Source organism: Mangrovivirga cuniculi (genome assembly GCF_005166025.1).
Lineage (GTDB): Bacteria > Bacteroidota > Bacteroidia > Cytophagales > Cyclobacteriaceae > Mangrovivirga > Mangrovivirga cuniculi.
The window spans coordinates 1,028,713-1,052,500 of sequence record NZ_CP028923.1; the positions used below are offsets into that span (position 1 = coordinate 1,028,713).

General features: G+C 35.9%; 14 protein-coding genes, 1 tRNA gene and 1 pseudogene (1 of these 16 cut by a window edge). 11 read left to right on the forward strand and 5 right to left on the reverse strand.

What is annotated here, in order from left to right; genetic code table 11:
- Positions 1-389: 389 nt before the first annotated feature.
- The 6 genes from DCC35_RS04745 to DCC35_RS04770 all read left to right on the forward strand — a co-directional run bounded on the left by DCC35_RS04745 (position 390) and on the right by DCC35_RS04770 (position 14,126).
- On the forward strand, positions 390-4,466 hold the full coding sequence (locus DCC35_RS04745; RefSeq protein WP_137089707.1) for a VPS10 domain-containing protein: 4,077 nt from the start codon (positions 390-392) through the stop codon (positions 4,464-4,466).
- 549 nt (positions 4,467-5,015) lie between these two features.
- Complete coding sequence (locus tag DCC35_RS04750) at positions 5,016-6,893, forward strand: SusC/RagA family TonB-linked outer membrane protein (protein ID WP_137089708.1); 1,878 nt, start codon at positions 5,016-5,018, stop codon at positions 6,891-6,893.
- Positions 6,830-7,975, forward strand: coding sequence for a TonB-dependent receptor domain-containing protein (locus tag DCC35_RS04755; RefSeq protein ID WP_175402714.1), 1,146 nt, complete (start codon positions 6,830-6,832; stop codon positions 7,973-7,975). The genes DCC35_RS04750 and DCC35_RS04755 overlap by 64 nt, the downstream gene beginning before the upstream one ends.
- Before the next feature lie 16 nt (positions 7,976-7,991).
- Positions 7,992-9,428, forward strand: a complete 1,437-nt coding sequence (locus tag DCC35_RS04760) for a RagB/SusD family nutrient uptake outer membrane protein (protein WP_137089710.1) — start codon at positions 7,992-7,994, stop codon at positions 9,426-9,428.
- 7 nt (positions 9,429-9,435) lie between these two features.
- Complete coding sequence (locus tag DCC35_RS04765; protein WP_137089711.1) at positions 9,436-10,203, forward strand: hypothetical protein; 768 nt, start codon at positions 9,436-9,438, stop codon at positions 10,201-10,203.
- A gap of 449 nt (positions 10,204-10,652) precedes the next feature.
- A complete protein-coding gene (locus tag DCC35_RS04770; RefSeq protein ID WP_137089712.1) occupies positions 10,653-14,126 on the forward strand; it encodes a S8 family serine peptidase in 3,474 nt (1,157 codons plus the stop codon).
- A 56-nt stretch (positions 14,127-14,182) separates the two neighbouring features.
- Here DCC35_RS04770 and DCC35_RS04775 read toward each other — a convergent pair whose 3' ends face one another.
- A complete protein-coding gene (locus tag DCC35_RS04775) occupies positions 14,183-14,590 on the reverse strand; it encodes a hypothetical protein (protein WP_137089713.1) in 408 nt (135 codons plus the stop codon).
- An 86-nt stretch (positions 14,591-14,676) separates the two neighbouring features.
- On the opposite strand from DCC35_RS04775, the gene DCC35_RS04780 reads away from it, so the two are divergent.
- Positions 14,677-15,096, forward strand: a complete 420-nt coding sequence (locus DCC35_RS04780) for a 6-pyruvoyl trahydropterin synthase family protein (protein WP_137089714.1) — start codon at positions 14,677-14,679, stop codon at positions 15,094-15,096.
- A 17-nt stretch (positions 15,097-15,113) separates the two neighbouring features.
- Complete coding sequence (lpxB, locus tag DCC35_RS04785) at positions 15,114-16,229, forward strand: lipid-A-disaccharide synthase (RefSeq protein ID WP_137089715.1); 1,116 nt, start codon at positions 15,114-15,116, stop codon at positions 16,227-16,229.
- Here lpxB and clpX read toward each other — a convergent pair.
- The 4 genes from clpX to DCC35_RS04805 form a co-directional block, all read right to left on the reverse strand.
- Positions 16,226-17,458, reverse strand: a complete 1,233-nt coding sequence (gene clpX, locus DCC35_RS04790) for an ATP-dependent Clp protease ATP-binding subunit ClpX (RefSeq protein WP_137089716.1) — start codon at positions 17,456-17,458, stop codon at positions 16,226-16,228. The two genes, lpxB and clpX, sit on opposite strands and share 4 nt — an antisense overlap.
- Before the next feature lie 13 nt (positions 17,459-17,471).
- The gene (locus tag DCC35_RS04795) at positions 17,472-18,146 is read right to left on the reverse strand and encodes a ClpP family protease (RefSeq protein WP_137089717.1); all 675 of its coding nucleotides are present in this window, start codon (positions 18,144-18,146) and stop codon (positions 17,472-17,474) included.
- 139 nt (positions 18,147-18,285) lie between these two features.
- Complete coding sequence (gene tig / locus DCC35_RS04800) at positions 18,286-19,620, reverse strand: trigger factor (RefSeq protein ID WP_137089718.1); 1,335 nt, start codon at positions 19,618-19,620, stop codon at positions 18,286-18,288.
- 81 nt (positions 19,621-19,701) lie between these two features.
- Positions 19,702-19,783 (reverse strand) — tRNA-Leu (locus DCC35_RS04805).
- A 76-nt stretch (positions 19,784-19,859) separates the two neighbouring features.
- Between DCC35_RS04805 and DCC35_RS04810 the strand changes: the two genes are divergently transcribed.
- The 3 genes and pseudogenes from DCC35_RS04810 to DCC35_RS04820 all read left to right on the forward strand — a co-directional run.
- Positions 19,860-22,091, forward strand: a complete 2,232-nt coding sequence (locus DCC35_RS04810) for a RelA/SpoT family protein (RefSeq protein ID WP_137089719.1) — start codon at positions 19,860-19,862, stop codon at positions 22,089-22,091.
- Positions 22,092-22,198: 107 nt separating this feature from the next.
- Positions 22,199-22,543, forward strand: a complete 345-nt coding sequence (locus tag DCC35_RS04815; RefSeq protein WP_137089720.1) for an STAS domain-containing protein — start codon at positions 22,199-22,201, stop codon at positions 22,541-22,543.
- A pseudogene (locus tag DCC35_RS04820) lies at positions 22,543-23,788 on the forward strand (adenylosuccinate synthase) (it continues 37 nt past the right edge of the window). Before DCC35_RS04815 ends, DCC35_RS04820 begins: the two are co-directional and overlap by 1 nt.

Consider the following 23,788-nt stretch of genomic DNA (forward strand, 5'->3'; position numbering starts at 1 on the left):
TTATTTTTTTAACTGTTCTATTTTCTTGTACAACTAATAAATCCAATAGTTCAACCATTCAATCATCTATATTAGAAGATATAACAGGTAATAATAAATGCGATTCGTTAGTAGTACTAGAAAATAAACCTAAAACATATTCACTATATAAGTGTATAGTAAACAATGAACACCGTTCCGCGGTCAATTTTTTTATTTATTCCAATAACTCAGATTCATTAATTTATCAAAACTCAATAGCAAACGGAGATGTTTATTGGGTTACAGATGATGTAATTAAAGTTGATAGAGTTGAAGGAATAGAATCAGAATCAGATAACAATGATTACTTTTTTAATGTTTCAAATTCTAGCAGGACAGCAAAACCAATCTTTAACCAAAAATAAAATATGAGGAAACTTTTACTATTTACATTAATCTTCTTAACCACCATTTCGGTAGTCTTTCATTTAAATAAAGAACGCAGTTCTTCTAATAGGGAACCATCTTTGAAAAATGAATATGAAGATCAGTTTACACATTGGTGGAATAATAAAAAAGAAGCTAAGAGAAACGGGGCATCTAAAGCAGATAAACCCGAAGAATTTCTTAATTATTATAATTCTATTCGTACTAAATACGGTGATAATGGCCCGAAATACGGAGTGAATTATTTATTGGAGGAATCTGAAAAATTAGGATCTCAGAATTTTATAAAAAATAAGTTATTAGTATTTGACGAAAGAGGTCCTGCTAATGTACCAGGCCGTACCAGAGGATTAATAGTAGATCCAAGAGATGCGACTGGAAATACTTGGTTTGCAGGATCTGTTGGTGGTGGTATCTGGAAAACCACAGATGCGGGTACAACCTGGGAAAATAAAACGCCTGAACTACCAAATATCGCCATTAGTTGGTTGGTGATGGCACCTTCTGACAACCAAATATTATATGCTGGCACAGGTGAAGGATTTTCTGCTTCAGCTGGATTTATAAAAGGTGCCGGAGTATTTAAATCAATTGACGGAGGTGAAACCTGGAATCAATTGCAATCAACGGCAAATGAGAATTTCCAAACAATTAGTAGAATAATAGTTGATCCTGAAAATCCGGATGTTGTATTAGTTTGTGCTAATAATGACCCACTAAATGCTGATACGTTTAATAGTGGAATCTTCAAAACGACTGATGGAGGTGATTCCTGGAGTCGAGTTTATGATGCACAGCGTTCTTATGTTCAGGACCTTGATTACGAACCAGGTAACTTCTCAGTTATTTATGCTGCTGAAAGAAGGTTTGGAGTATTGAAATCTACTGACGCAGGAGAAACCTGGGAAAGTGCTAATACAGGAATGCAACCTTCAGGAAGAGTTGAAATTACTGTTTCTCCAGTTAAAACGGACAGACTTTTTGCCTCTGCAGAAGGTGGTCAAACCGGAAATGGTTCTGATCTTTATATCTCTGATGATGGTGCTCAAACATGGAATTTGTTATTAGAATCTTCTAAGAGTGATAACATAGAAAACAATGTAGACTTTCTTGGTGGTCAGGGATGGTATGACAATATTGTTATGCCGCACCCGTTTGATAAGGATATTGTTTATGTAGGAGGTGTTAACTTGTGGAAGTTTTCTATATCAGATGGAGATATTGAGACTACTCCGACTGTTCAGGGTACTAATACAGAAGGAGAAACTCTTTTTCAATTGGTTCAATTTGGTGGTGAGTATGAAAATGGAACTATTGGCAGTGGTACTGCAGAAATTGCAGATATATCTTCTGTAGAAGTTCGATTTGGCCCGGGGTTATCTCAGATGGCTCATCGTTTTACTGTACCAGAAGGTCGAGGAGCCGGAGTAGCTGCAGGTGATTACACCTACCAGGACTATGTTGAAGTTCCATTTGAAGTTTGGGATACTGATAATAATCGTCAGCTAATGGTTTCTTTCAGAGATCAGCAGAAAGATGGTGAATTTAATCTGATTAATCTTAATACAGCTGAGGGAGAGGAAGAAAACCATTCCCGTGAATATATTTATATCCATACCACGGACTATAAAACAACAGCTGATTCAAGTATCGCAGTAGATGGAGGTCAGGAGGCTTCAAATTCATATTTCATATGGCCATATCTGGATGGAAGTGCTTCGTGGAATCCTGATAATTTACCTTCAACTGTATTTTCTATAAACTGGGGAAGCCTGAGTGGAAGAATTAAAGATACTTATGTAGTTGCAGATGCATATGGACAGTTCACTGGCGTAAATTCATTCAGCCAAACAACTGGCGCTACTACAGTTACAGGGGTACATCCTGATCACCATAATCTTGTACCAATCATTACTGATGAAACATTTAAGGAATTTAAAATATTGAATGCCAGCGATGGTGGAATTTATGTTACTAATTCTGGTAAAGACCCGGGCGTTACAGATGGAGATTGGAATTATTCAGGCAATGGATATAACACTACTCAATTTTACTTTGTAGATAAAGCACCTGGAGAAGACAGATATGTAGGTGGAACACAAGATAATGGAACCTGGCTGACACCACCTTATGAGGAAAGTGATGAAACTACTAAGTATAAAAGAGCACTAGGTGGAGATGGCTTTGGTGTGGTATGGCATTACACCGATCCTTCAAAGATTTTGGGATCTGTATACTACAATAGTATCAATAAATCAGAAAATGGAGGAGCTTCCTTCCAAAGCGCAACAGAAGGATTGTCAGATGTAGGCGCTGGTTCTGCTCCATTTATTACGAGATTGGAAAATTCTAATTCTCAGCCTGATGTTGTTTATGCAGTAGGAGCCAGTGGTGTTTGGAAATCTTCTGATTTCGCTGATTCCTGGAGTTCAGTATACCAGGGTGATGATTGGAGAATGACCACCTTTGCTCAGGTTAAAATTTCTGAGGCTACACCAATGGTTGTTTATGCTGGAGCTGGAATGGTTGAAGGAATTACAAATCTTATCGTTTCTAAAGACAATGGTAATTCTTTCGAGCCGGTAAACAACTATACTGAAGTTGAGATGGGCCTAATTTCAGGATTAGGGACTCATCCGAATGATCCGGCTCAGGCTTTTGCATTATTTTCATTTGCGAAATCACCAAAAGTGCTTCATACTACTGATTATGGTCAAACCTGGAAGGATATTTCTGGTTTCGGGACCTCAGAAGTGTCTTCTAATGGCTTCCCGGATGTAGCTGTATTTGATTTACAGGTTATGCCATTTGATAACAATATTATTTGGGTAGGGACTGAAATCGGAATAGTTGAATCTACAGATGGAGGCGAAACCTGGCATAAGCTGAATTCAAGCTTACCGGCTGCATCAGTTTGGGATATAAAGATTGAGGATGATCAGATTGTTATGGCTACACATGGTCGAGGGATATGGTCAATAACTATTCCTGAACTACCGGAGACAATTTTAGCTCCTCAACTAAAAGATATTGGTTTTTCTTTAAGTCTTGATCCTATTTTTGATATCGAGTCAAGAACTGATTTTGATAGTGTAGGAATATTAATAGAAGGGTACGATAGCCTGTTTACTGATGGATTACCTTCAGGAGTTACTTCGGTATTAGTTGATTTAGCCGGTGAGGAAAATGAAATAAGTTTTAGTTTCGTTGGTTACAAAAATGGATTGGCTTTTCCGGGTAAAAATTATATCCAGACAATAGGAAGTTGGCCAGAACCAGTTAATGAATATGTGAATTATTTTACTAGTTCAACAGAGGATTTTGGTACAAAAGATATAAAACAAACTTCTTCTTCAGCTTTTAAAGGTAGACCATACCAAACTCCACATAATTATAAAGCAGATACTGAATATGAATTGCTTTTGGAAATCCCGATTAGGGTCAGTCAGTCAAATGCATTTATAAGCTACAAAGATGTTGCAATTGTTGAACCAACCCTCAATGAGGATAATTCTCTAAAAGATTATGTGGTAGTAGAAGCTTCTAATGACGGATTTAATTGGATTCCTTTAGAAAATCCTTACAATGCTTCTTATGATGAGACATGGCTTGAACTTTATAATAATGGCAGTAATCCTGACGAAAGCCATTTTAAAGAACATTACATAGAACTTGATCAGTTTTTCGAAGCCGGAGAGATTATTCTTGTTAGATTTAGAATGATATCTGATTCAGAAACAACTGGTTGGGGATGGGTCGTTGATGATCTGATTATTCAAAGTAGAAATAGCTATTTATCGATAGAGGATGACCTTATCGACAAGGTGACACTGTATCCAACTATCTTATCAAATGGAAATCGAATTAATATAAATACGAAACAAGATTTAGATTCATATTCCATATTCAGGCTTTCGGGTCAGGAGGTCCAAGCAGGAAAGTTAAATTCTGATAATTCAATTACATTAACTAATTGTTATTCTAAAGGGATTTATATTGTTCGATTGTTTGATCCTTCAGGAAATGCGACTGTATCAAGAAAGATAATTGTAAATTAAGGTATGACAATGACTTAAATTTCAGTGTTATGCTATTTCTATAACATATTATATTTACTAAAAAAGGCTGTCCGATAATTGACAGCCTTTTTTTATGAAAATTAGTTTATATTGTCATTTTATTTTGTGATAAATTCAATGATGGTAAGATTTTTCTTGTCGTAATAACTTATATGTGTTATCTATAATATTTTTAAAAAAATCAGATTCAGAAATTAATATTTCAATCATTCTTGCCAGATTTATATTAAATTTGATTTGTCAGCTATTTGACAATCTTAAATTTTATATGTAATATTAATTTCGTTTTCAATTTTAATTTTTTTATTTTTATAAAGTCGAAGAAGTTTTTCAAACCGCTAAACAATCAAAATTAAATTAGTGTTAATAAGAATATTGGAGTAGAAATTAATCTTTTGCAAACAATTTATAGAACGTTTTGTTAAAGGGTTTATCGTGATAGATAATACTATGTTCAAGAATTTTATTTTTTAATTATAAATCTAAAGTAATAGTCAATTCAATTCTAAACCTAAATCTATATTAAGTATGAGGAAAAGTTTACTGTTTTTCAGTGCTTTCCTGTTTATGGTTTTTCAAACCGTAGCACAGGATCGGACAGTTACCGGTAAGGTAACTGATGAGTCCGGTGAAGGAATTCCCGGAGTAAACGTGGTAGTTAAGGGTACAACACAGGGTACTGTGACAGATGTTACTGGTAATTACTCATTAAACGTTTCAAGTGATAATGCGACACTGGTATTTTCTTCTATAGGCTACTTAGCTCAGGAAATTCCAGTTGGAAGTCAATCTACCATAGATGTAACTATGGAATCAGACATTACTGAACTTACAGAAGTTGTGGTAACAGGATATTCGTCAGAAACAAGAGATAAGCTTTCTGGTTCGATTAGTACAGTTAATGCCCAGCAAATGGAAGAAGTTCCGATTCCTTCATTTGATCAGGTACTTCAGGGTCGATCTCCCGGTCTGTACGTAAGTTCAGGATCTGGACAGCCAGGTTCAGCAGCCAATGTTCGAATCAGAGGTAATGGTTCAATCAGTGTTGGTAATGACCCACTTTACATATTAGACGGCGTGCCAATTACAGGTGAAGAATTTTCTGCTCTTAACAGCAATGATTTTGAGAGTGTATCTGTTCTTAAAGATGCATCTGCAACTGCTATTTATGGTTCTAGAGGTGCAAACGGTGTAATTGTAATTACTTCCAAACAAGGAAAAAGAAACTCATCAAATATTTCTTACAGATATCAATTCGGTGTTACCGAGCAAGCTCGTGAGAAATTTGAAATGATGAACTCTGAAGAAAAAGTTGCTTTTGAACAACTTGTTGGAAGAGGACCTGCTGGTGGTTTAGATCCAAATGATCCGGATGATGCTGCTTTATTAGAGCAATACAGAAATACAAATACTGATTGGAAAGATATTTTCACAAGAAATGGTACGCTTCAAAATCATGAAGTAGCACTAAGTGGAGGTTCTGACAGAACTACGTATTATGCATCAGTAGGATATCTAGCACAAGATGGTCAGGCTATCAATTCTGATCTTGAAAGATATACTTTCAGATTAAACCTGGGAACTGATGTAACTGAAAAGTTACGACTTGACTTTAACTCAACTGTTGGTTATAGCATTTCTAATACACTACCTTCTGAGGGTGCTGTTGCATTGGCAAACCCATTTGCCGCTGTTTATCTTGCAAACCCATATGAAGATCCTTATGATGATGAAACCGGAGAAATTGTTACTGGTGGTGGTCGAACAGGTTCGAATACTCTTGAATTGGTACAAACCGGTACTCGTGAAACTAGCCAGTTGAAAGGTGTTATTTCAGGATCATTAAAGTATCAAATAGTCGATCAGTTTTATTTAAAAACAACATTGGGTGTAGATTATACTCAGGATGACAGACAATTTTATACTGATCCGGAATCATTCTATGGTAGAAACGAGCAAAATGGTAACCAGGGTAGTTATCAGCAGGATTTCACTAAAGACTGGGGATATGTATGGACTACTATTGGAGGTTATGATCAAATTTTCGGCAACCATGCGATCAGTGTAATTGGTGGTATGGAAGTTATTGAGAATAGATTTGACCAATTTGGATATGAAGGATATGGTCTAAATCCAAAATTACCTTTAACACCTGATGGGTTAACTCCAGGGTCTGCAGAAGAAGGATTTATTCCAGTATTCTTTGGTGGAAAAACAAATAGTTCTCTTTACTCATTATTTTTGGTAGGTAATTACACTTATAATGATAAGTATAATTTCAAAGCAAGTATTCGTAGAGATGGATCATCTAGGTTTGGTGAAAATAACCAATATGCAGTATTTTGGTCTTTAGGGGATCATGGAATATTTCTCAGGAATCTTTCCTTGAAAACTCTGAGGTCGTAAGTAACCTAAGGTTAAGAGCTTCATATGGTACAACTGGTAACCAGGATGGTATTGGGAATTTCCAGTCTTATGGATTATATTCTACAAATAGTTACGGTGGTACTCAGGGTCTTGCAGTTTCACAGTTAGCAAACCCAGATCTTAAATGGGAGCTTTCTTCTCAGGCAAACGTTGGGTTTGACTTTGGTTTCTTAAAAAATAGAATCTCTGGTACATTAGATTTATATAACAATATTACATCTGATCTTTTCGTAAGTTATCAGTTATCAAGAACAACAGGTTTCACTCAAATTCTTAGTAACGAAGGTGAAATGAGAAACCGAGGTATTGAGTTTAGTATCAATGTTGATGTACTAACTATTGGAAACTTTAACTGGAATGTCGGAGGTAACATTGCTTACAATGATAATGAAATTCTTGATCTTGGTCAGGTAAATGAATTTGAGCAGGGAACAAGTATTATCAGAGTAGGTCTTCCTTTAGGATCTCACTATATTGTTGAGTGGGCAGGTGTTAACCCTTCAAATGGAGAACCTTTATACAGAGACCTGGAAGGTAACGTAACAAACGTTTTTGATGCTAGTAATTCTAAAGCAATTTTTGGGACTTCAACTCCTCCAACTACTGGTGGATTTACAACTGAGTGGTCTTACAAAGGTCTTTCATTAAGTGCTTTCTTTACCTTTGCACAAGGTTACAGCAGATTTAACAACCAGACCTTCTTCCAGGAAAACCCGAATTTCGCTCAGTTTAATCTTTCTAGCATAATGAATACAATGTGGAAAGAGCCAGGAGATATTACTGAAGTTCAAAGTTTCAGATATCAAAGACAATTCTCTAGTAAGGATATTGAAGATGCTTCATACCTAAGATTGAGAAATGTTAGGCTTAATTATAACCTACCTTCGTCTTTACTTAACAGAACTGGGTTCTTAAAGCAAGCTTCGATATTTGCTCAGGGCCAGAACTTGTTTACCTGGACAGAATTTACTGGCTTTGATCCGGAAGATGATAATAACATCGCTCAGTATGAGTACCCGGCATCAAAAGTTTATACTGTAGGGTTAAATGTTAAATTTTAATTAAGGAGTTACTGAGATGATAAATAGATTAAAAATATTTGCACTAATGCTTTTTGGTGCATCCATAATAAGTTGCTCTGATGTACTGGATATTGAACCAGTCAATAGCATTCCTCAATCAAGGGCATTTGAATCACTTGATGATATTGAACAGGGAATTATCGGAGCCTACGGAATTATTAACGAACAAATCTTGATTGGAGTTAGCTCCAGAGCAAGTGATGACACCCGATTATCACCTGAAAACAGGGGTCAGGGTGTACAGATCCATTCATGGACATATGTTTCTACTAATACTGAGATGGAAAATATCTGGTTAAATACTTATAGTACCATCGCTCAGATAAATAGAGTTTTAAATGGTTTAAATAACCTGGTAAATGGAGGTGTGATTTCAGAATCAGAAGCGTCTGCTCCTAGAGGAGAATTGTTAGCTCTTCGTGCATTTATGCATTTTGAATTATTCAGAGCAGCTGGAGATTATACTAGTGGTGGAACAGCCATTCCTTATATCACTTTACAAGACTTAGACGGAAACGGAGTGCCAGATGGATTGGAAACTTTTGGTCAGCCGGTAAGACAATCTACATCAGATTTTTATAATCTTTTATTTGCTGATATCGATGATGCTAAATCGTTAGTACCAGCATCTTTTGGTTTAGATAATACCAGTAGAATGAACTATTACGCTATCAGGGCTCTTGAAGCTCGTGCTGGTTTATATGCCCAGGATTATAATAGAGCAATCAGTGGTGCAACTGATGTAATTGATGCAGTAGCACTTGCAGATTCTACAGAGTACAGAGCTATTTGGACAGACGAGGGTAATACTGAGGTGTTATTTGAGTTAGCTAGAGTTTCAGGAGATGGAAGAATTGGTACTTTATGGCAGGATACGAATGGTGATGTATTTTTCGCACCTTCAGATGAAGTAATCTCAATTTACGATCCGATTAATGATGTTAGATACCCATCGTTTATCCTGATTGATGGTGACAGAGATGGAGAACCTGAATTAGTTAATAAGTATCCTGGAAAACCAGCTCTTGATAAACTTAATGACATTAAGATTTTCAGGGTATCTGAAATGTATTTGATTAGAGCGGAAGCATACGCAAGATCAAGTACTCCTGATATTGCTGCTGCAAATTCTGACTTACAGGATATAAAAGATGCAAGATTAACTAACTATATCCCGAGTGATATAAATGATGTAAATGCATTATTAGATGAAATCCTACTGGAAAGAAGAAAAGAACTCGCTTTTGAAGGACATAGATTCTTTGATCTTAAGCGTTTTGGATTTGCAATAGATAGATTGCCTACTGATTGTGAACTGTCTTCTGCTTGTGAATTACCTGCAGGTAACTTTAGATTTAATCTTCCAATACCTCAAAGTGAGATATTTGCGAATGATAACATGGTTCAAAATGATGGTTACACTTCAAACTAGAAACAAAATGAAAAATATATTTAGATTTTTATTTATAGCTTTAGTGGCTATGGGGTGTGAACCTGATCCAGATATATACGATGGACCGGGACAGGCACACTTCCCTCAGTCATCTTATGATTACTTTGTTACCTCAGCTGAAGGAGCTTATGAAGTTCCGGTATACTTAACCAAAGCTGTAGGTGAGGATAGAACTGTTACTGTAGAGGTTTCAGGAGAGAGTACAGCTGAAGAAGGTGTTCATTTTTCCATAGCATCTAAATCAGTTACTATTCCTGCAGGTGAATTATCTGCACCTGTTTCCATAACTGGAGACTTCGAAGCTCTTGGTACTGACGGGCCTCAGGAACTGGTATTAACAATTACTCAAACTGAAAATACAGCTGGTTTTAGACAGCAAACAACTGTTAACCTGATTCAGTTTTGTGAGTATGATATAAATTCTTTAGCTGGAATTTATACGATGAATTCATCTTTCTTTGAAGCTCAATATCCTGTCGTTTCACAAGCAGGAGATGGAGATGCTCTGGATTATGAGTTTTTATATCAGGCAGATTATCCAATAACCATTGAGATTATTCAAATTGACGATGTTACTTTTGAAGCGTCTATAGCTGATCAGGCAGCCTGGTATAGTGCATTCTATGAAACAGACGTATACATAAGAGGTTCAGGGCAGGTAAATACTTGTGGACAATTAACTCTTAGTATTGAGCATTATATTCCAGGATTAGGTTCATTTGGATCTTACACGGAAGTGTTAGTTTTAAATTAAATTTTCATTATTCGTCATCATAAATATGACGAGTGATGAGGATTAAAAAATATAACCGAAGAAGGATTCCTTCTTCGGTTTTTTTATGTCGTTTCGGTCCAAACTCTGATAATTATGTTGCTTTTCGAACTATTTAATAAATATTCTTGTTTTAATTATGGTTAATTTTAATTGATATCAGGCAATCTGTTTTATTGCTTTATCGACTTTGTAATAATACGAGAATGGTTATTTAGGGAAGATAAATCGTTAATATTCGCTTAAATAATATGTAGAATTAAATATTTACACGACACCAATATTAAATAAAGATTTTATGTGAAGATTTTTAGATTCTTTTTTATCTACACCCTGGTAAAAAGTACCTATTATATATTATTTTACTTAATTTAGTATATGAAAGTCACTTTTTAGTTGCCTTTTTTATTTTCAAACTTTCTCAATTTTATATGAAGAAGCCTCTACTTTTGATTCTTTTTATTTGTTTTACAACTGTTCTCTTTGCACAAAAGAGATACGTAATAAAAACTAAGAATTATGTTCCTCCGGTCGAATTGGAATCAGCTATAAAATCTAAAATTACAGATAATGTGAAATTACTCCCGTTCCGAAGTATCACTCCATTATCAGTAAAGCGTAGCAAAAAGACTTTAGTAGATGAACTACACTATATAACTAAACCAGAAAACTTAACTGAGAAACAATTTCTAAACAAATTAATTGAAATTGATGCCATAGAAATAGTTGAGGAAGATATCGTGTATGAAGTGTATGATGAACCTAATGATCCACAAACTTCACTTCAATACTACCTCGATTTAATAAGGGCTTATGATGCCTGGGATATATCAAAGTCTTCTTCCGATGTTGTAATAGGGATTGTTGATGGTGGAATTGATATAGATCATGAGGATTTAGCACCAAAATTATCTACAAACGATGATGAAATTCCAGAAAATGGAATAGATGATGACAATGATGGATATGTGGATAATTATTTAGGATGGGATTTTGCCGGTCCTGATACGTTGCAATTTGATTACCCGGGTGATGGAGATGTAGGGATAACAAGGGATATACCCGGAGCTAACCACGGTAACCTTGTTGCTGGTGCCGCTGCTGCTGCTACTAATAATAGTATTGGTATTGCAGGAGTTGGCTACAACGCTAATTTGTTAATAACTAAACATTCGTACGACAATCAGGCAGCTGATGATAGAAGCGTATATTTTACTTTAGCGGGGGTGTTGTATATGATTGAACAAGGAGCAGATATTGTTAATATGTCATTTGGTGGTCCGGGAAGGAGTGATATCTGGCAAAATGTAATAGATTTTGGAGTGGAAAATGGAGTTCTTTTTGTAGCAGCAGCTGGAAACTCGGGTATCGAGAGAGAAGAATACCCAGCGGCGTATGACGGAGTATTTGCTGTTGCTTCTTCAGATATTAATGATAATAAATCTTCTTTTTCTAATTTTGGATATTATGTAGACATAATTGCTCCAGGTTCAACAATTTTCAGCACCTCTTTTGGAAATGAATATAAAACCACAGATGGCACAAGCTTTTCTGCACCTATCGTAGCTGGAGCAGCCGCTTTAATTAAGGGTCGGTATCCTGACTACACACCTAAACAAATCGCTGAATTACTCAGGGTTTCTGCAGATACTTCAATTTATTCTAATGTGGCCAGCAGATTTAAGGACAAATTGGGTTATGGGCGTCTGGATATTTTTAATGCCTTAACTTTGAGATCGCCTGCACTTACATTCGAAAATATTCAAATAAGAAATGAAAAAACGGGACAAGTAGCAAAAGCGGGTGATACTGCGGTAGTTTATGGAACAATCAAAAATTCATTATGGGAAACTACTAATGCAACAAAGATAGAATTATCTACCCAATCTTTTTTTGTTGAAGTATTAGAATCGGAGATTTATCCGGGAGTAATAGATAGCACTACTAATTTGAATACCGAAGATATACCATTTAAAATTGCTATTAATTCCAATATCCCTAATGATACCGAAGTTTCATTTAAAGTAACTTTTACTGATGGAAGCTATAAGGATTTTAGGTATATAACATTATTATTAAATCCTACTTATCTGAATATCCAGCGAAATCTGGTGTCAACTACGGCTTCTGCAAAAGGAAGAATTGGGTTTGATGATCCATTGAGTAATGCGGAAAAAGGTATTGGGTTCCTATACGATGATAGAAACTTGTTATTCGAAATGGGATTAATATTGACCGCTAATGATAGCATTTCGAATAATGTCAGGGGCTCTGGCGCTTCAATTGATGATGATTTTAATGTTGTTGAAAGGATAAATGAAAGAATTCCAGGCTTATCATCAACAGAAGAACTTTTTGGTGCTTTTGACGATAGTAATTCCGACAAGCCTCTTGACGTTCAGGTTAATTATCGTACCATGGTATGGAATGAAGAACCAAACGATAAATACATCATTTTTGAATACGAAATTGAAAATCAGTCTCAAAATAATTATGATGATCTTTTTGTTGGATTATATGCAGACTGGGACATTTCGGAACTTGCAGGTCCCCCGGATAGAGCAGGATATTATTCTGGTGGAAATATCAATTTTGGATACGTTCATAATCTCAAAGAAGCAGACAGTATTTATGCTGCTATCCAAACACTGACAGGTGATTTCAATTATTGGGCTATTGATAATGATTCAGATGTACCCAATAATCCCTGGGGTGTTTACGATGACTTCACTGATGAGGAAAAAATTGAATCAATGACATCAGGAATAGGTCGAGGTCAGGCTGGTACAAATCCGGATGGAAGGGATGTTTCACATACTGTATCAATCGGTCCTGTAGCAGTCGATGCAGGGCAAAGTGTTAAAGTCGCATTTGCCGTGCATGCAGGTGATAGTTTAAGAGATGTAATAGAATCTGCACAAGCGGCTTATTCTATGTATAATCAGACTTTAAATGCTCCTGTGCCATCAGTTGATACTATTTATGCGTGTTATAATGATAACGCTACTTTAATTGCTAACGGAGCAAACAGATACAATTGGTATAATTCTTTTACCGGAGGGGAACCATTTTTAACCAATACCGATAGGATCGTTCTCAATAATATTAAAAATGATACCATTTTATATGTTTCGAATGCTGAACAGTCTTATGAAAGTGTTCGTGCCGCAGCAGTTGTAGAAGTTGTTGGAAAGCCTGACATCCAATTATCAAAAGCATCCGCAACGATTTGTGAGGGAGATTCGATTACATTATCAGCTCAACCTGGCAATGAATATCAGTGGTCTAATGGTAGTACAGAAAGATCAATCACAGTAAAACAAGCAGGTATTTATACAGTGAATGTGTCAAATTCACAGTTTGGTTGTACCGGAACAGTAGGAGAAGTTGAAATATCTCTTAAACCAAAACCAACAAGTTTATTTTCCAGTAATGTTGATGAAGTGTCTATTTTCGATCAGGACCCTATTCAATTTACTGATCAAAGTACAGATGCTGTAACCTGGTTTTATAATTTTGGCGATGGTACAATTTCCACTGAGCAAAATCCGACACATATTTTCGATGAATCCGGCACTTTTAATGTTTCATTAACAGTGACGGCAGATAATGGATGTCAGGATGTAAGTGTAATTCCACTGATCGTAACTTCAGTTGATGATGAGCTTCAAAATAATATTCTAGTTTATCCTAACCCAAGTAGAAATGGTGTTTGGAAAATAGCTAATTTACCTCATGATGCTTTCAGTGTAAGAGTAATAGACCTTCAAGGTAAATTTATCTCAGAACTAAAAGTCAATAACAATTCAATAAATATTGATGGAAGGTTATGGTCTGACGGCATGTATATAATAGAAGTAGTGACACCGGAAGAAACAGCAAAATATAAACTTGTAAAACATTAAAGAAAGAAATTAAAAGTAAAACCCGGATCGAAGGATCCGGGTTTTTTTATTAAAAATTAACTTCTATTTTCAATGGATGAGATCAAACTTTCAAATTGATCCTCTTCGGTCATTGTATTCCAGTTTAGTATTTTACAGAAAAAAGGATGTTTATCAGGTTTCTTAATACTTCCATTTTCCGTATTAATTATAATCATTGGCAGTTGAATATCTGAACAAAAATACGACACTTCAGTCAGGTTCAACTTATTTTTGTGGCTATAAATAAAAATGAAAAACTCTGCCTCCCACTGATAATTTATTAGAGTTTCATGTAGTTGGGTGATTGAAATATTTTCAACGAAACTATAATCAGAAAGAAATTTTCTCTCACCAACAAGCATTAGGTTCTTGTAATTCTGCTTATTTAGAATTTCAATAACGTATCCGGCTATTTGATTATTAATATCCTGTATAAATATCATAGTTAGGACAAATATAATGTTTAGGATTAAATGAATGGAAGTCCTTATTCTATCTTTTCATATATTTGCATTATAAATCAATTGAGATGATATACGTTAATCGGAAAGAACACTTTAATGCAGCTCATAAGTTGTATAATGATAATTGGAGTGAGGAAAAAAATAAGGAAGTGTTTGGGCCTTGTGCAAATTCTAATTGGCATGGTCATAATTTTGAGTTGATTGTCACAGTAAAGGGTAATCCGGACCCGGATACGGGGTTTGTTGTCGATATGAAAAAACTGGGTGACCTGGTGAATAAAGAAGTCATTGAAAAAGTTGACCATAAAAATCTAAACTTAGATGTAGATTTCATGAGGGGCAAACTTCCAAGCTGTGAAATCCTGATTGCTGAAATATGGAAAATATTAGCTCCCTCAATTAAGGATATGGGAAAAGACAGCACCCTACACAAGTTAACTCTTTTTGAAACTCATAAAAATTACGTTGAATATTACGGTGAATAAAATCTAATTTTCTATCTGTGAAATACTTTTTGATTGCCGGTGAAAGATCCGGAGACATGCATGCAGGTAATCTCATAAAGGCTTTGGCTTCTATTGATAATGAAGCTGAATTTTTTGGCTGGGGAGGAAACTACATGGAAGATGCAGGTATGGATCTTTTGCAGCATTATCAATCTATTAGCTTTATGGGTTTTTGGGAGGTTATTCAAAACTTCCGCACAATTAAAAAGGCAATTAGAAAATGTAAATCAGATATTTCATCTATAAAACCGGATGCGATAATTTTAGTGGACTTTGCAGGATTTAATTTACGGATTGCTGCTTTTGCAAAAAGTCTGGATATACCTGTTCATTATTATATTTCACCAAAGATCTGGGCCTGGAATACCAAAAGAGCTTATAAGATTAAAAAGCTTGTGGATCATATGTACTGCATCCTGCCCTTTGAAGTAGAGTTTTATAAGCAGTTTGATTATTCTACAGATTATGTTGGTAATCCCTTATTCGATCAGATCAGGAATTTCAACCCCGATAAGACGTTTGCAAATCAGATTAAAGGAGAGGAATCTCAAAGAATTATAGCACTTCTGCCGGGTAGTAGGTACCAGGAAGTATCGACGATGCTAGATGAAATGCTTGATGTGATTCCTGAGTTTCCTGAAGCGACATTTGTAGTTGCTGCAGTAGATAACTTGCCCGGTGAGTTATATTCAAAGGTTGATAAGTTTGATAATGTGAAACTGATCAATGGTCAGACCTATGATCTCTTGAATGTAGCGGATGCAGCTCTCGTTACCAGTGGAACAGCAACATTGGAAACAGCCTTATTTAATGTGCCACATTTAATTTGCTATAAGGCGGGTAAGCTTAGTTATTTAATTGCGAAGCAACTAATCAAGGTGGATTATATAGGCCTGCCAAATCTAATTGCAGGTAAAGAGGTAGTTCCTGAATTAATACAGGAAAAGATGAATTCAGGAGAAATGATAGCAGGGCTTAAATCGATTATCAACGGGAATCGTAGAAAGGAAATGATCGATGGATTCAAAGAGATAAAGGATATACTTGGCAATAAAAAAGCTTCCCTGGAAGCAGGGAAGCTAATATTTTCAAGACTTAATTCTAAAAATTAAGCTACTTTAAGTTTTCTGAAATTCGACTTATCAAATCTGGATTGAGCATATTCTTTATCAATAGTAAGTTCACTCACATCCTCCATTGAAGGTAGTTCATACATACTATCATTCATTATCGCTTCACAAATTGACCTTAGTCCACGTGCTCCAAGCTTATATTCTGTTGCCTTTTGCACTATAAAATCTATAGCCCCATCAGTAAAACGAATTTTGATATCTTCCATATCAAAGAGCTTTGTGTACTGCTTTATTAATGCATTTTTTGGCTCTTTGAGAATCATCTTCAGAATGTCCGGAGTTAACGGATTCAAGTATGTCAGCACAGGTAGTCTACCTATTAATTCGGGAATTAAACCAAAGCTTTTAAGATCCTGAGCTGTTATATGACTTAAAATTGTATCCTCATCAATATCTTTTGCTATTCTATCCTGTTTTCCGGCAAAACCTATCGGTTTAGTATCCAGCCTTCTTGCAATGTGTCTGTCTATACCATCAAAAGCTCCACCACAGATGAATAAAATGTTTTCAGTATTAACTGTGATCATTTTCTGGTCAGGGTGTTTTCGCCCGCCTTGAGGAGGAACATTAACAGAAGTCCCTTCAAGAAGCTTTAGTAGCGCCTGCTGAACACCTTCGCCACTTACATCCCTGGTAATAGACGGATTGTCAGATTTACGAGCTATTTTATCCAGCTCATCAATATAGACAATACCTCTTTCAGCAGACTCAACATCGTAGTCAGCAGCCTGGAGTAATCGGGTAAGAATACTTTCTACATCTTCACCGACATAACCAGCTTCTGTGAGTACCGTGGCATCCGCAATACAAAAAGGTACCTCAAGAATTTTGGCAAGATTTCTCGCCAGGTAAGTTTTACCTGTACCGGTTTCCCCAGCCATGATAATATTTGATTTTTCAATCATTATATCATCATCTGATTTCTGCTGCATCAACCTTTTATAATGGTTGTAAACAGCAACAGATATAACCTTTTTAGCCTCATCCTGACCGACGACATATTCGTCGAGATGAGATTTCATTTCTTTTGGTTTGAGGAGTTTGAACTGAGGAGACTCAGTTTTCTTATTGTTCTTTAATTCCTCGGTTAAAATTTGATTTGCCTGGCTTATGCACAAGTTGCATATATGAGCATGAATACCGGAAATCATAAGGTCCACATCCTTCTTATTTCTCCCGCAAAATGAACACGTTACTTCCTGGGACATATATTTCCTTACTTTAGTTTCTGTTTAAAACCTCATCGATCACGCCATATTCTTTGGCTTCTTCTGACTTCATCCAATAATCTCTGTCAGAATCTTTTTCAATTTGATCGTAAGATTTTCCTGTATGTTTTGATAAAATGTCGTAAAGTTCTTTTTTCAACGACATAATTAATTTATAACTAATCTCCATGTCTGCTGAAGTTCCTTGCATTCCTCCAGAAGGCTGGTGAATCATCACCCGGCTGTGAGGTAATGCAGCACGTTTTCCTTCAGCACCTCCTGCTAATAAGACAGCACCCATCGAAGCAGCCAGACCTGTGCAAATAGTTGCAACTTCTGGTTTGATGTACTGCATCGTGTCATACATACCAAGCCCGGCTGTTACCGAACCGCCCGGACTATTGATGTAAAGAAGGCAGTCTTTTTTGGAATCAACTGATTCTAAAAAGAGTAACTGAGCAGTTATAATATTGGCAACTTCGTCATTTACCGGAGTGCCAAGAAAAATTATCCTGTCCATTATCAGACGTGAGAATACATCTATTTGCCTGAAATTAGTTGGACGCTCCTCAATGACATAAGGAGTCATATTTTGCATCTCTTTTGAATAATCATCAAAAGTTGAGCCATTTATACCGCGGTGATTTACTGCGTATTTTCTAAATTCTTCCTTGTTGATTTCTTTCATGGATTTAATTGACTATAATTCTACAAACAATCTACTATCTGTAGCCTATAATTGCCAACGGAAGTGACTTTTTTATGTTTTATGAAATAAAAAAGTCCAACGTTGAGCCGGACTTTTTTAAAAACGTTATTTTATGAAATTAGTTTTGAGCTAACTCATTGAATTTATCAACATCGACTTCTTTTTCATTGATTTCAATTTTTTCTTTTATGAAATCAAGAACCTTCTGACCTTTGACCTGATTGTGAATATTCATGTAGTTTTGGCCATTGTTTTGCTGAAGATAATTCTGAGCAATTTGATCTAGCATCTGACTCATTTCGTCATTCATTTGCATGCCGCCAAACTGTTGAGCGATAGATTTCTTAGCTTCCTCCATGATCTCATCGTTATCAACTTTTATTTCGTTCTCTTCAGCAACCTGATCGATGATCATACTCCATTTCAAATCACGAGAATATGCTTCAAATTCATCTTCTACCTGGTCACGATTAACCTCGCCTTCGTTATTCTTAACAATCCACTGCTTTAAGAATTCCTCAGGAAGCTCGATCTTAGTCAATTCAACAAATTTATCTCTGATGTCTCTGTCTAAAAGATAACCACTTTCTCTGTCGTAGTTTTCCTTAATAGTTTCATCAACTTTTGCCCTGAATTCTTTTTCGTCCTTAACAGAATCTTTTCCGAAAACTTTTTCAAAAAATTCTTCATTTAATTCTGCAGGGGCTTTTCTTTCTATTTTGTCGATCTTGAAAGTAAAGTTGCCTTTAAGGTCTTTAACTTCGTCAACTGGCTGTCCAATTGCTTCAGCAAGATCTGCATCTTTTTTGAAAGACTTTCTTATGTCAAAAGTGATCTCATCACCTTTTTTAGTACCGATGAAAGCCTTCTGTTCTTTTTTAGTAGCCTTATCTATTGTTAAGGTTAATTCTTTTTCAAAAGAACCATCTTCAGATTTTAAAACTCCTGTAAATACATCTCCCGCTTCAGCAGTTTCAGGCTCTGTAGTTTCGCCTAATTGCTTTTGAAGACGTTCGATTGTTTCGTCTATATTTTTCTCATCGGTTTTAATTACATACTTAGTCAGCTTCTTTCTTTTCGAAACATCAGCTTTAAACTCAGTGGCAAAACCAATTTCATATTCGAATTCAAAATCTTTCTGGTTATCCCAATCGATTTTGTTCATTAATTCTTCATTTGGGATTGGCTGACCCAAAACCTGAATTTTGTTTTCTCTGATGTAGTCTGAAACTTTGTGAGAGACAAGGTGATTTACTTCCTCTACAAGAATTGACTTGCCATACATGCGCTGAATAACACCTGTTGGCACTTTTCCAGGGCGGAATCCTTTAAGATTAGCTTTTTTGCTGTACTCTTTAATTTTTTCGGCTACCTGTGATTGGTAATCATTCTGATTTAAGCTAATTTTAATGGTAGCTTCTGTATTGGATTTCTTATTTAACGTAATATCCAAGGCTGACTTACATTTATAGTACGACAATAATTAAAAAACCCTCAACCAAGATATACTTTATCTGATCGAGGGTGAGTTTTGTGCGGATGGAGGGACTCGAACCCCCATGCCTCGCGGCGCTAGATCCTAAGTCTAGTGCGTCTACCAATTTCGCCACATCCGCAATTGAGTGTGCAAATGTAAAAAAGATTTTTTAATTCGCAATAACGTTTGAAAAAAAAATAAAATAAAATTTAAATATGGCCGGTGTAGTAGCTGTAGAAGAAGAAAATAAAGAAATAATAAACAAGTATCGAAGGTTATTAAGAGCGGCAAAACCTTTTCTTAAAAACAATGATGCCAAAATAATTCGAAAGGCTTTTAATCTTTCTGCTGAAGCACACAAAGATATGAGGCGTAAATCCGGAGAGCCTTATATTTTTCACCCTCTTGAAGTTGCCCATATATGTGTTAGAGAAATAGGATTGGGTACTACCTCAATAATTGCAGCCCTTCTTCACGATGTTGTGGAAGATACTGACATCGAACTGGATGAAATTGAAAATGAATTCGGTTCTAAGGTTGCTCAGATCATTGATGGATTAACAAAAATTTCTGGGGTTTTTGAATATGGAACATCTCAACAAGCTGAGAATTTCAGAAAGATGTTACTGACTCTTTCAGAAGATGTGCGTGTTATCCTTATTAAACTAGCCGATCGATTACACAATATGCGTACACTGGAAAGCATGCCGCGTAATAAGCAGCTGAAAATTGCCAGTGAAACAATATACCTATATGCGCCTTTAGCTCATAGACTGGGCTTATATGCCATCAAATCTGAATTAGAAGATTTATTTTTAAAATATACCGAGCCTGAAGTCTACAATGAAATTGTTACCAAACTCAAAGCCGAAAAACCAATTCGTGATCGCTTTATCAGAAGGTTTACGCATCCTATCAAATTGGAGCTTGAAAAACACGGTTATGAGTTTGAAGTAAAAGGTCGCACCAAATCAGTGCACAGTATATGGACAAAGATGAATAAACAGAATATTTCATTTGAAGAAGTTTATGATGTTTTTGCCATTAGAATAATCTTAGATACTGACCAGGAACAGGAAAAACCGGCCTGCTGGCAGGCATACTCAATCGTGACTGATTTTTATAAACCTAACCCTGATCGTTTAAGAGATTGGATCAGTACTCCCAAAGCCAATGGTTATGAATCTCTTCATACCACAGTGATGAGTAAGGGAGGGCAATGGGTAGAAGTACAGATCCGTTCTAGAAGGATGGATGATATAGCAGAAAAGGGGTATGCTGCTCATTGGAAATACAAAGAAAGTAAAAATATAAATCCTGAAGTTGGTCTCGAAGCTTGGATTGCACGTGTCAGAGAAGTCCTGGAAGCCGGTGATACAACTCAGGCAATCGAATTTGTAGATGATTTCAGGTATAACCTCTTCAATAAAGAGGTATTTGTGTTTACCCCTAAAGGAGATCTGAAATCGCTTCCAAATGGAGCTACTACATTAGACTTTGCATTCGAAATACATACGGAAGTCGGGAAAAAATGTATCGGGGCAAAGATCAATCAAAAACTGGTATCAATAGATCATGTGTTAAAAAATGGTGACCAGGTAGAAATTTTAACTTCAAATAAACAGAAGCCGTCGGAGGACTGGTTACGTTTCGTAGTAACCAGTAAATCAAAAGCGAGTATCAAAGATTTTCTAAAAGAAGAAAAGAAAGCGGCCGCTGCTGATGGTAAAGAAATACTCCAGAGAAAATTAAAGAGAAATAAAATTGAGTTCAATAGTAGTGTTGTTGATAAGTTGAGAGACAGGTTTAATGAGCGAACTGTTCTTGACATGTATTATAAGATCGGAAAGGGTATTATTGATGTCAAAGGTATAAAATCTATCCTTTATAAAAAGGACGAAACTGAGCAGGTTACTCAAAAACCAAAAGTTAAACTTGATGACCCTAAGAAGTTTGCCTCTGAACTTAAACGTGTTACAGATGAAGATCGTGACATACTTCTAATAGGTGAAGACATGGATAAGGTTGATTATACCTTAGCTAAATGTTGCAATCCAATCCCAGGAGATGATGTGTTTGGCTTTATTACAGTGTCAGATGGTATAAAAATTCATCGGACTTCCTGTCCTAATGCAGTTGAACTTTTATCCAATTATGGTTACCGGGTAATCAAAGCGAAATGGAAAAGTCAGAAAGAAACTGCCGCACTTGCCGGATTACAGATAACCGGTACTGACAGAATTGGTTTAGTTAATGATGTGACAAAAATTATTTCATCAGAATTGCAGGTGAATATGCGGTCTGTACAAATAGGAACTGAAAAAGGAATCTTCAATGGAAACATTAAGCTATATGTAGACAGTAAATTTCACCTTAAAAATTTAATCGACAAACTTCGCAGCGTAGATGGGGTAGAGTCAGTTACACGATATAATCCAAAGGAATAATTAGTAAATAATTTCTTTTTTTCGTCGGTTCTCATTCATTTATATATATTTGTGGTGAAAAACGCATTTCTATATCAGAGTTGCACTATTTTCATAATTTAAATGACATGAAATATTCTTATAAGATAGAAAATCAAGTCTTTATTCTTTCTTTTTCTGGTGACCTTATTGGTGAGAATGATGGTGCTGAACTAATAGAAGTGATACAGGAAAATATAGAAAAAGAGATTAATCTTTGTGCTATCGATATCTCAGATTTGAGATATATCAATAGTAGTGGAATTGGGGTTTTAATAACTATTTTAACCAAATTTAGAAACCGGGGAGGTGAGGTTGTTCTTGTCAATCCGGGAGAACAGGTTAAGAAACTTCTGATAATAACGAAATTAAATAACATTTTCCAGATAGTTGATTCTATTGAGGAAGCAAAGAAAAGCTTAATAAGTAGCTAATGAAAGTTGATGTATTGTTGGGTCTTCAATGGGGAGATGAAGGCAAAGGCAAAGTAGTAGATGTATTGGCTCCCCGATACAATGTAGTCGCCAGGTTTCAGGGTGGGCCAAATGCAGGACATACTCTTGAGTTTGAAGGAAGAAAGCATGTGTTGCATCAAATTCCTTCTGGTGTATTTCGTGAGAAAGTAGACAATGTCATTGGTAACGGAGTCGTACTTGATCCGGTTATTCTCAGAAAAGAAATAGAAAAGCTTATCGAGGCAGGAGTCGAATGCAAAGATTGCTTATCAATTTCGAAAAAGGCGCAATTAATTCTTCCTACCCACAGGCTGCTGGATGCTGCTTATGAAAAGTCTAAAGGTGAAAGTAAAATAGGCTCTACTTTAAAAGGGATAGGGCCAACTTACCAGGATAAGATCGCGAGAGTCGGTCTTAGAATGGGGGATATTTTATCGAAGGAATTTAAGCAGAAATATGATCGACTCGTAAAACATCATGAGTCAATTTTAAATGCTTATAAGTTTGATTATGATCTAAAGGAACTTGAAGACGATTTTTTCTCAGCGATTGAATTCTTAAAAAATACAGATTCATTGAAAGTGAATATGTAATTAATAACTATTTAAAAGAGGAGAAGTCAGTGTTGGCTGAAGGAGCACAGGGTTCAATGTTGGATGTTGATTTCGGTTCTTACCCGTTTGTTACGAGTAGTAATACCATGACAGCGGGAGCTTGCACCGGATTAGGTGTAGCTCCATCTCAGATTGGTGAAGTTTTTGGAATATTCAAAGCCTATTGCACAAGAGTTGGAAGTGGACCATTCCCTACAGAACTTCATGATGAGACAGGAGAGAAGCTAAGGAAGCTTGGTAGTGAGTTTGGAGCAACAACCGGAAGACCAAGAAGATGTGGATGGCTTGACCTGCCAGCATTAAAATATGCAGTAATGCTAAATGGCGTCACCCAATTATACATGATGAAAGCAGATGTTCTTAATGATTTCGAAGAGTTAAAAGTCTGCACAGAATACAAACATGAAGACGGAACTGTTAATCGTGAGCTTCCATACGATTTAAGCACCAATGAGGTGGAGCCAGTTTATAAAAGTTTTAAAGGTTGGAATTGTGATCTTGATGGTATTAATGAGTTTTCATCACTACCTCTTGAGATGAAAGAATATATCGAGTATATTGAAAACTATGTAGGAGTACCTGTAACCCTTGTTTCTATAGGGCCAGACAG

Coding starts and splice junctions, on each gene's coding strand:
- DCC35_RS04770 (WP_137089712.1), top strand. CDS start 10,653: ATGAAGAAGCCTCTACTTTTGATTCTTTTTATTTGTTTTACAACTGTT.
- DCC35_RS04795 (WP_137089717.1), bottom strand. CDS start 18,146: ATGAAAGAAATCAACAAGGAAGAATTTAGAAAATACGCAGTAAATCAC.
- clpX (WP_137089716.1), bottom strand. CDS start 17,458: ATGTCCCAGGAAGTAACGTGTTCATTTTGCGGGAGAAATAAGAAGGAT.
- DCC35_RS04810 (WP_137089719.1), top strand. CDS start 19,860: ATGGCCGGTGTAGTAGCTGTAGAAGAAGAAAATAAAGAAATAATAAAC.
- DCC35_RS04760 (WP_137089710.1), top strand. CDS start 7,992: ATGATAAATAGATTAAAAATATTTGCACTAATGCTTTTTGGTGCATCC.
- DCC35_RS04775 (WP_137089713.1), bottom strand. CDS start 14,590: ATGATATTTATACAGGATATTAATAATCAAATAGCCGGATACGTTATT.
- DCC35_RS04780 (WP_137089714.1), top strand. CDS start 14,677: ATGATATACGTTAATCGGAAAGAACACTTTAATGCAGCTCATAAGTTG.
- DCC35_RS04750 (WP_137089708.1), top strand. CDS start 5,016: ATGAGGAAAAGTTTACTGTTTTTCAGTGCTTTCCTGTTTATGGTTTTT.
- DCC35_RS04745 (WP_137089707.1), top strand. CDS start 390: ATGAGGAAACTTTTACTATTTACATTAATCTTCTTAACCACCATTTCG.
- DCC35_RS04765 (WP_137089711.1), top strand. CDS start 9,436: ATGAAAAATATATTTAGATTTTTATTTATAGCTTTAGTGGCTATGGGG.
- DCC35_RS04815 (WP_137089720.1), top strand. CDS start 22,199: ATGAAATATTCTTATAAGATAGAAAATCAAGTCTTTATTCTTTCTTTT.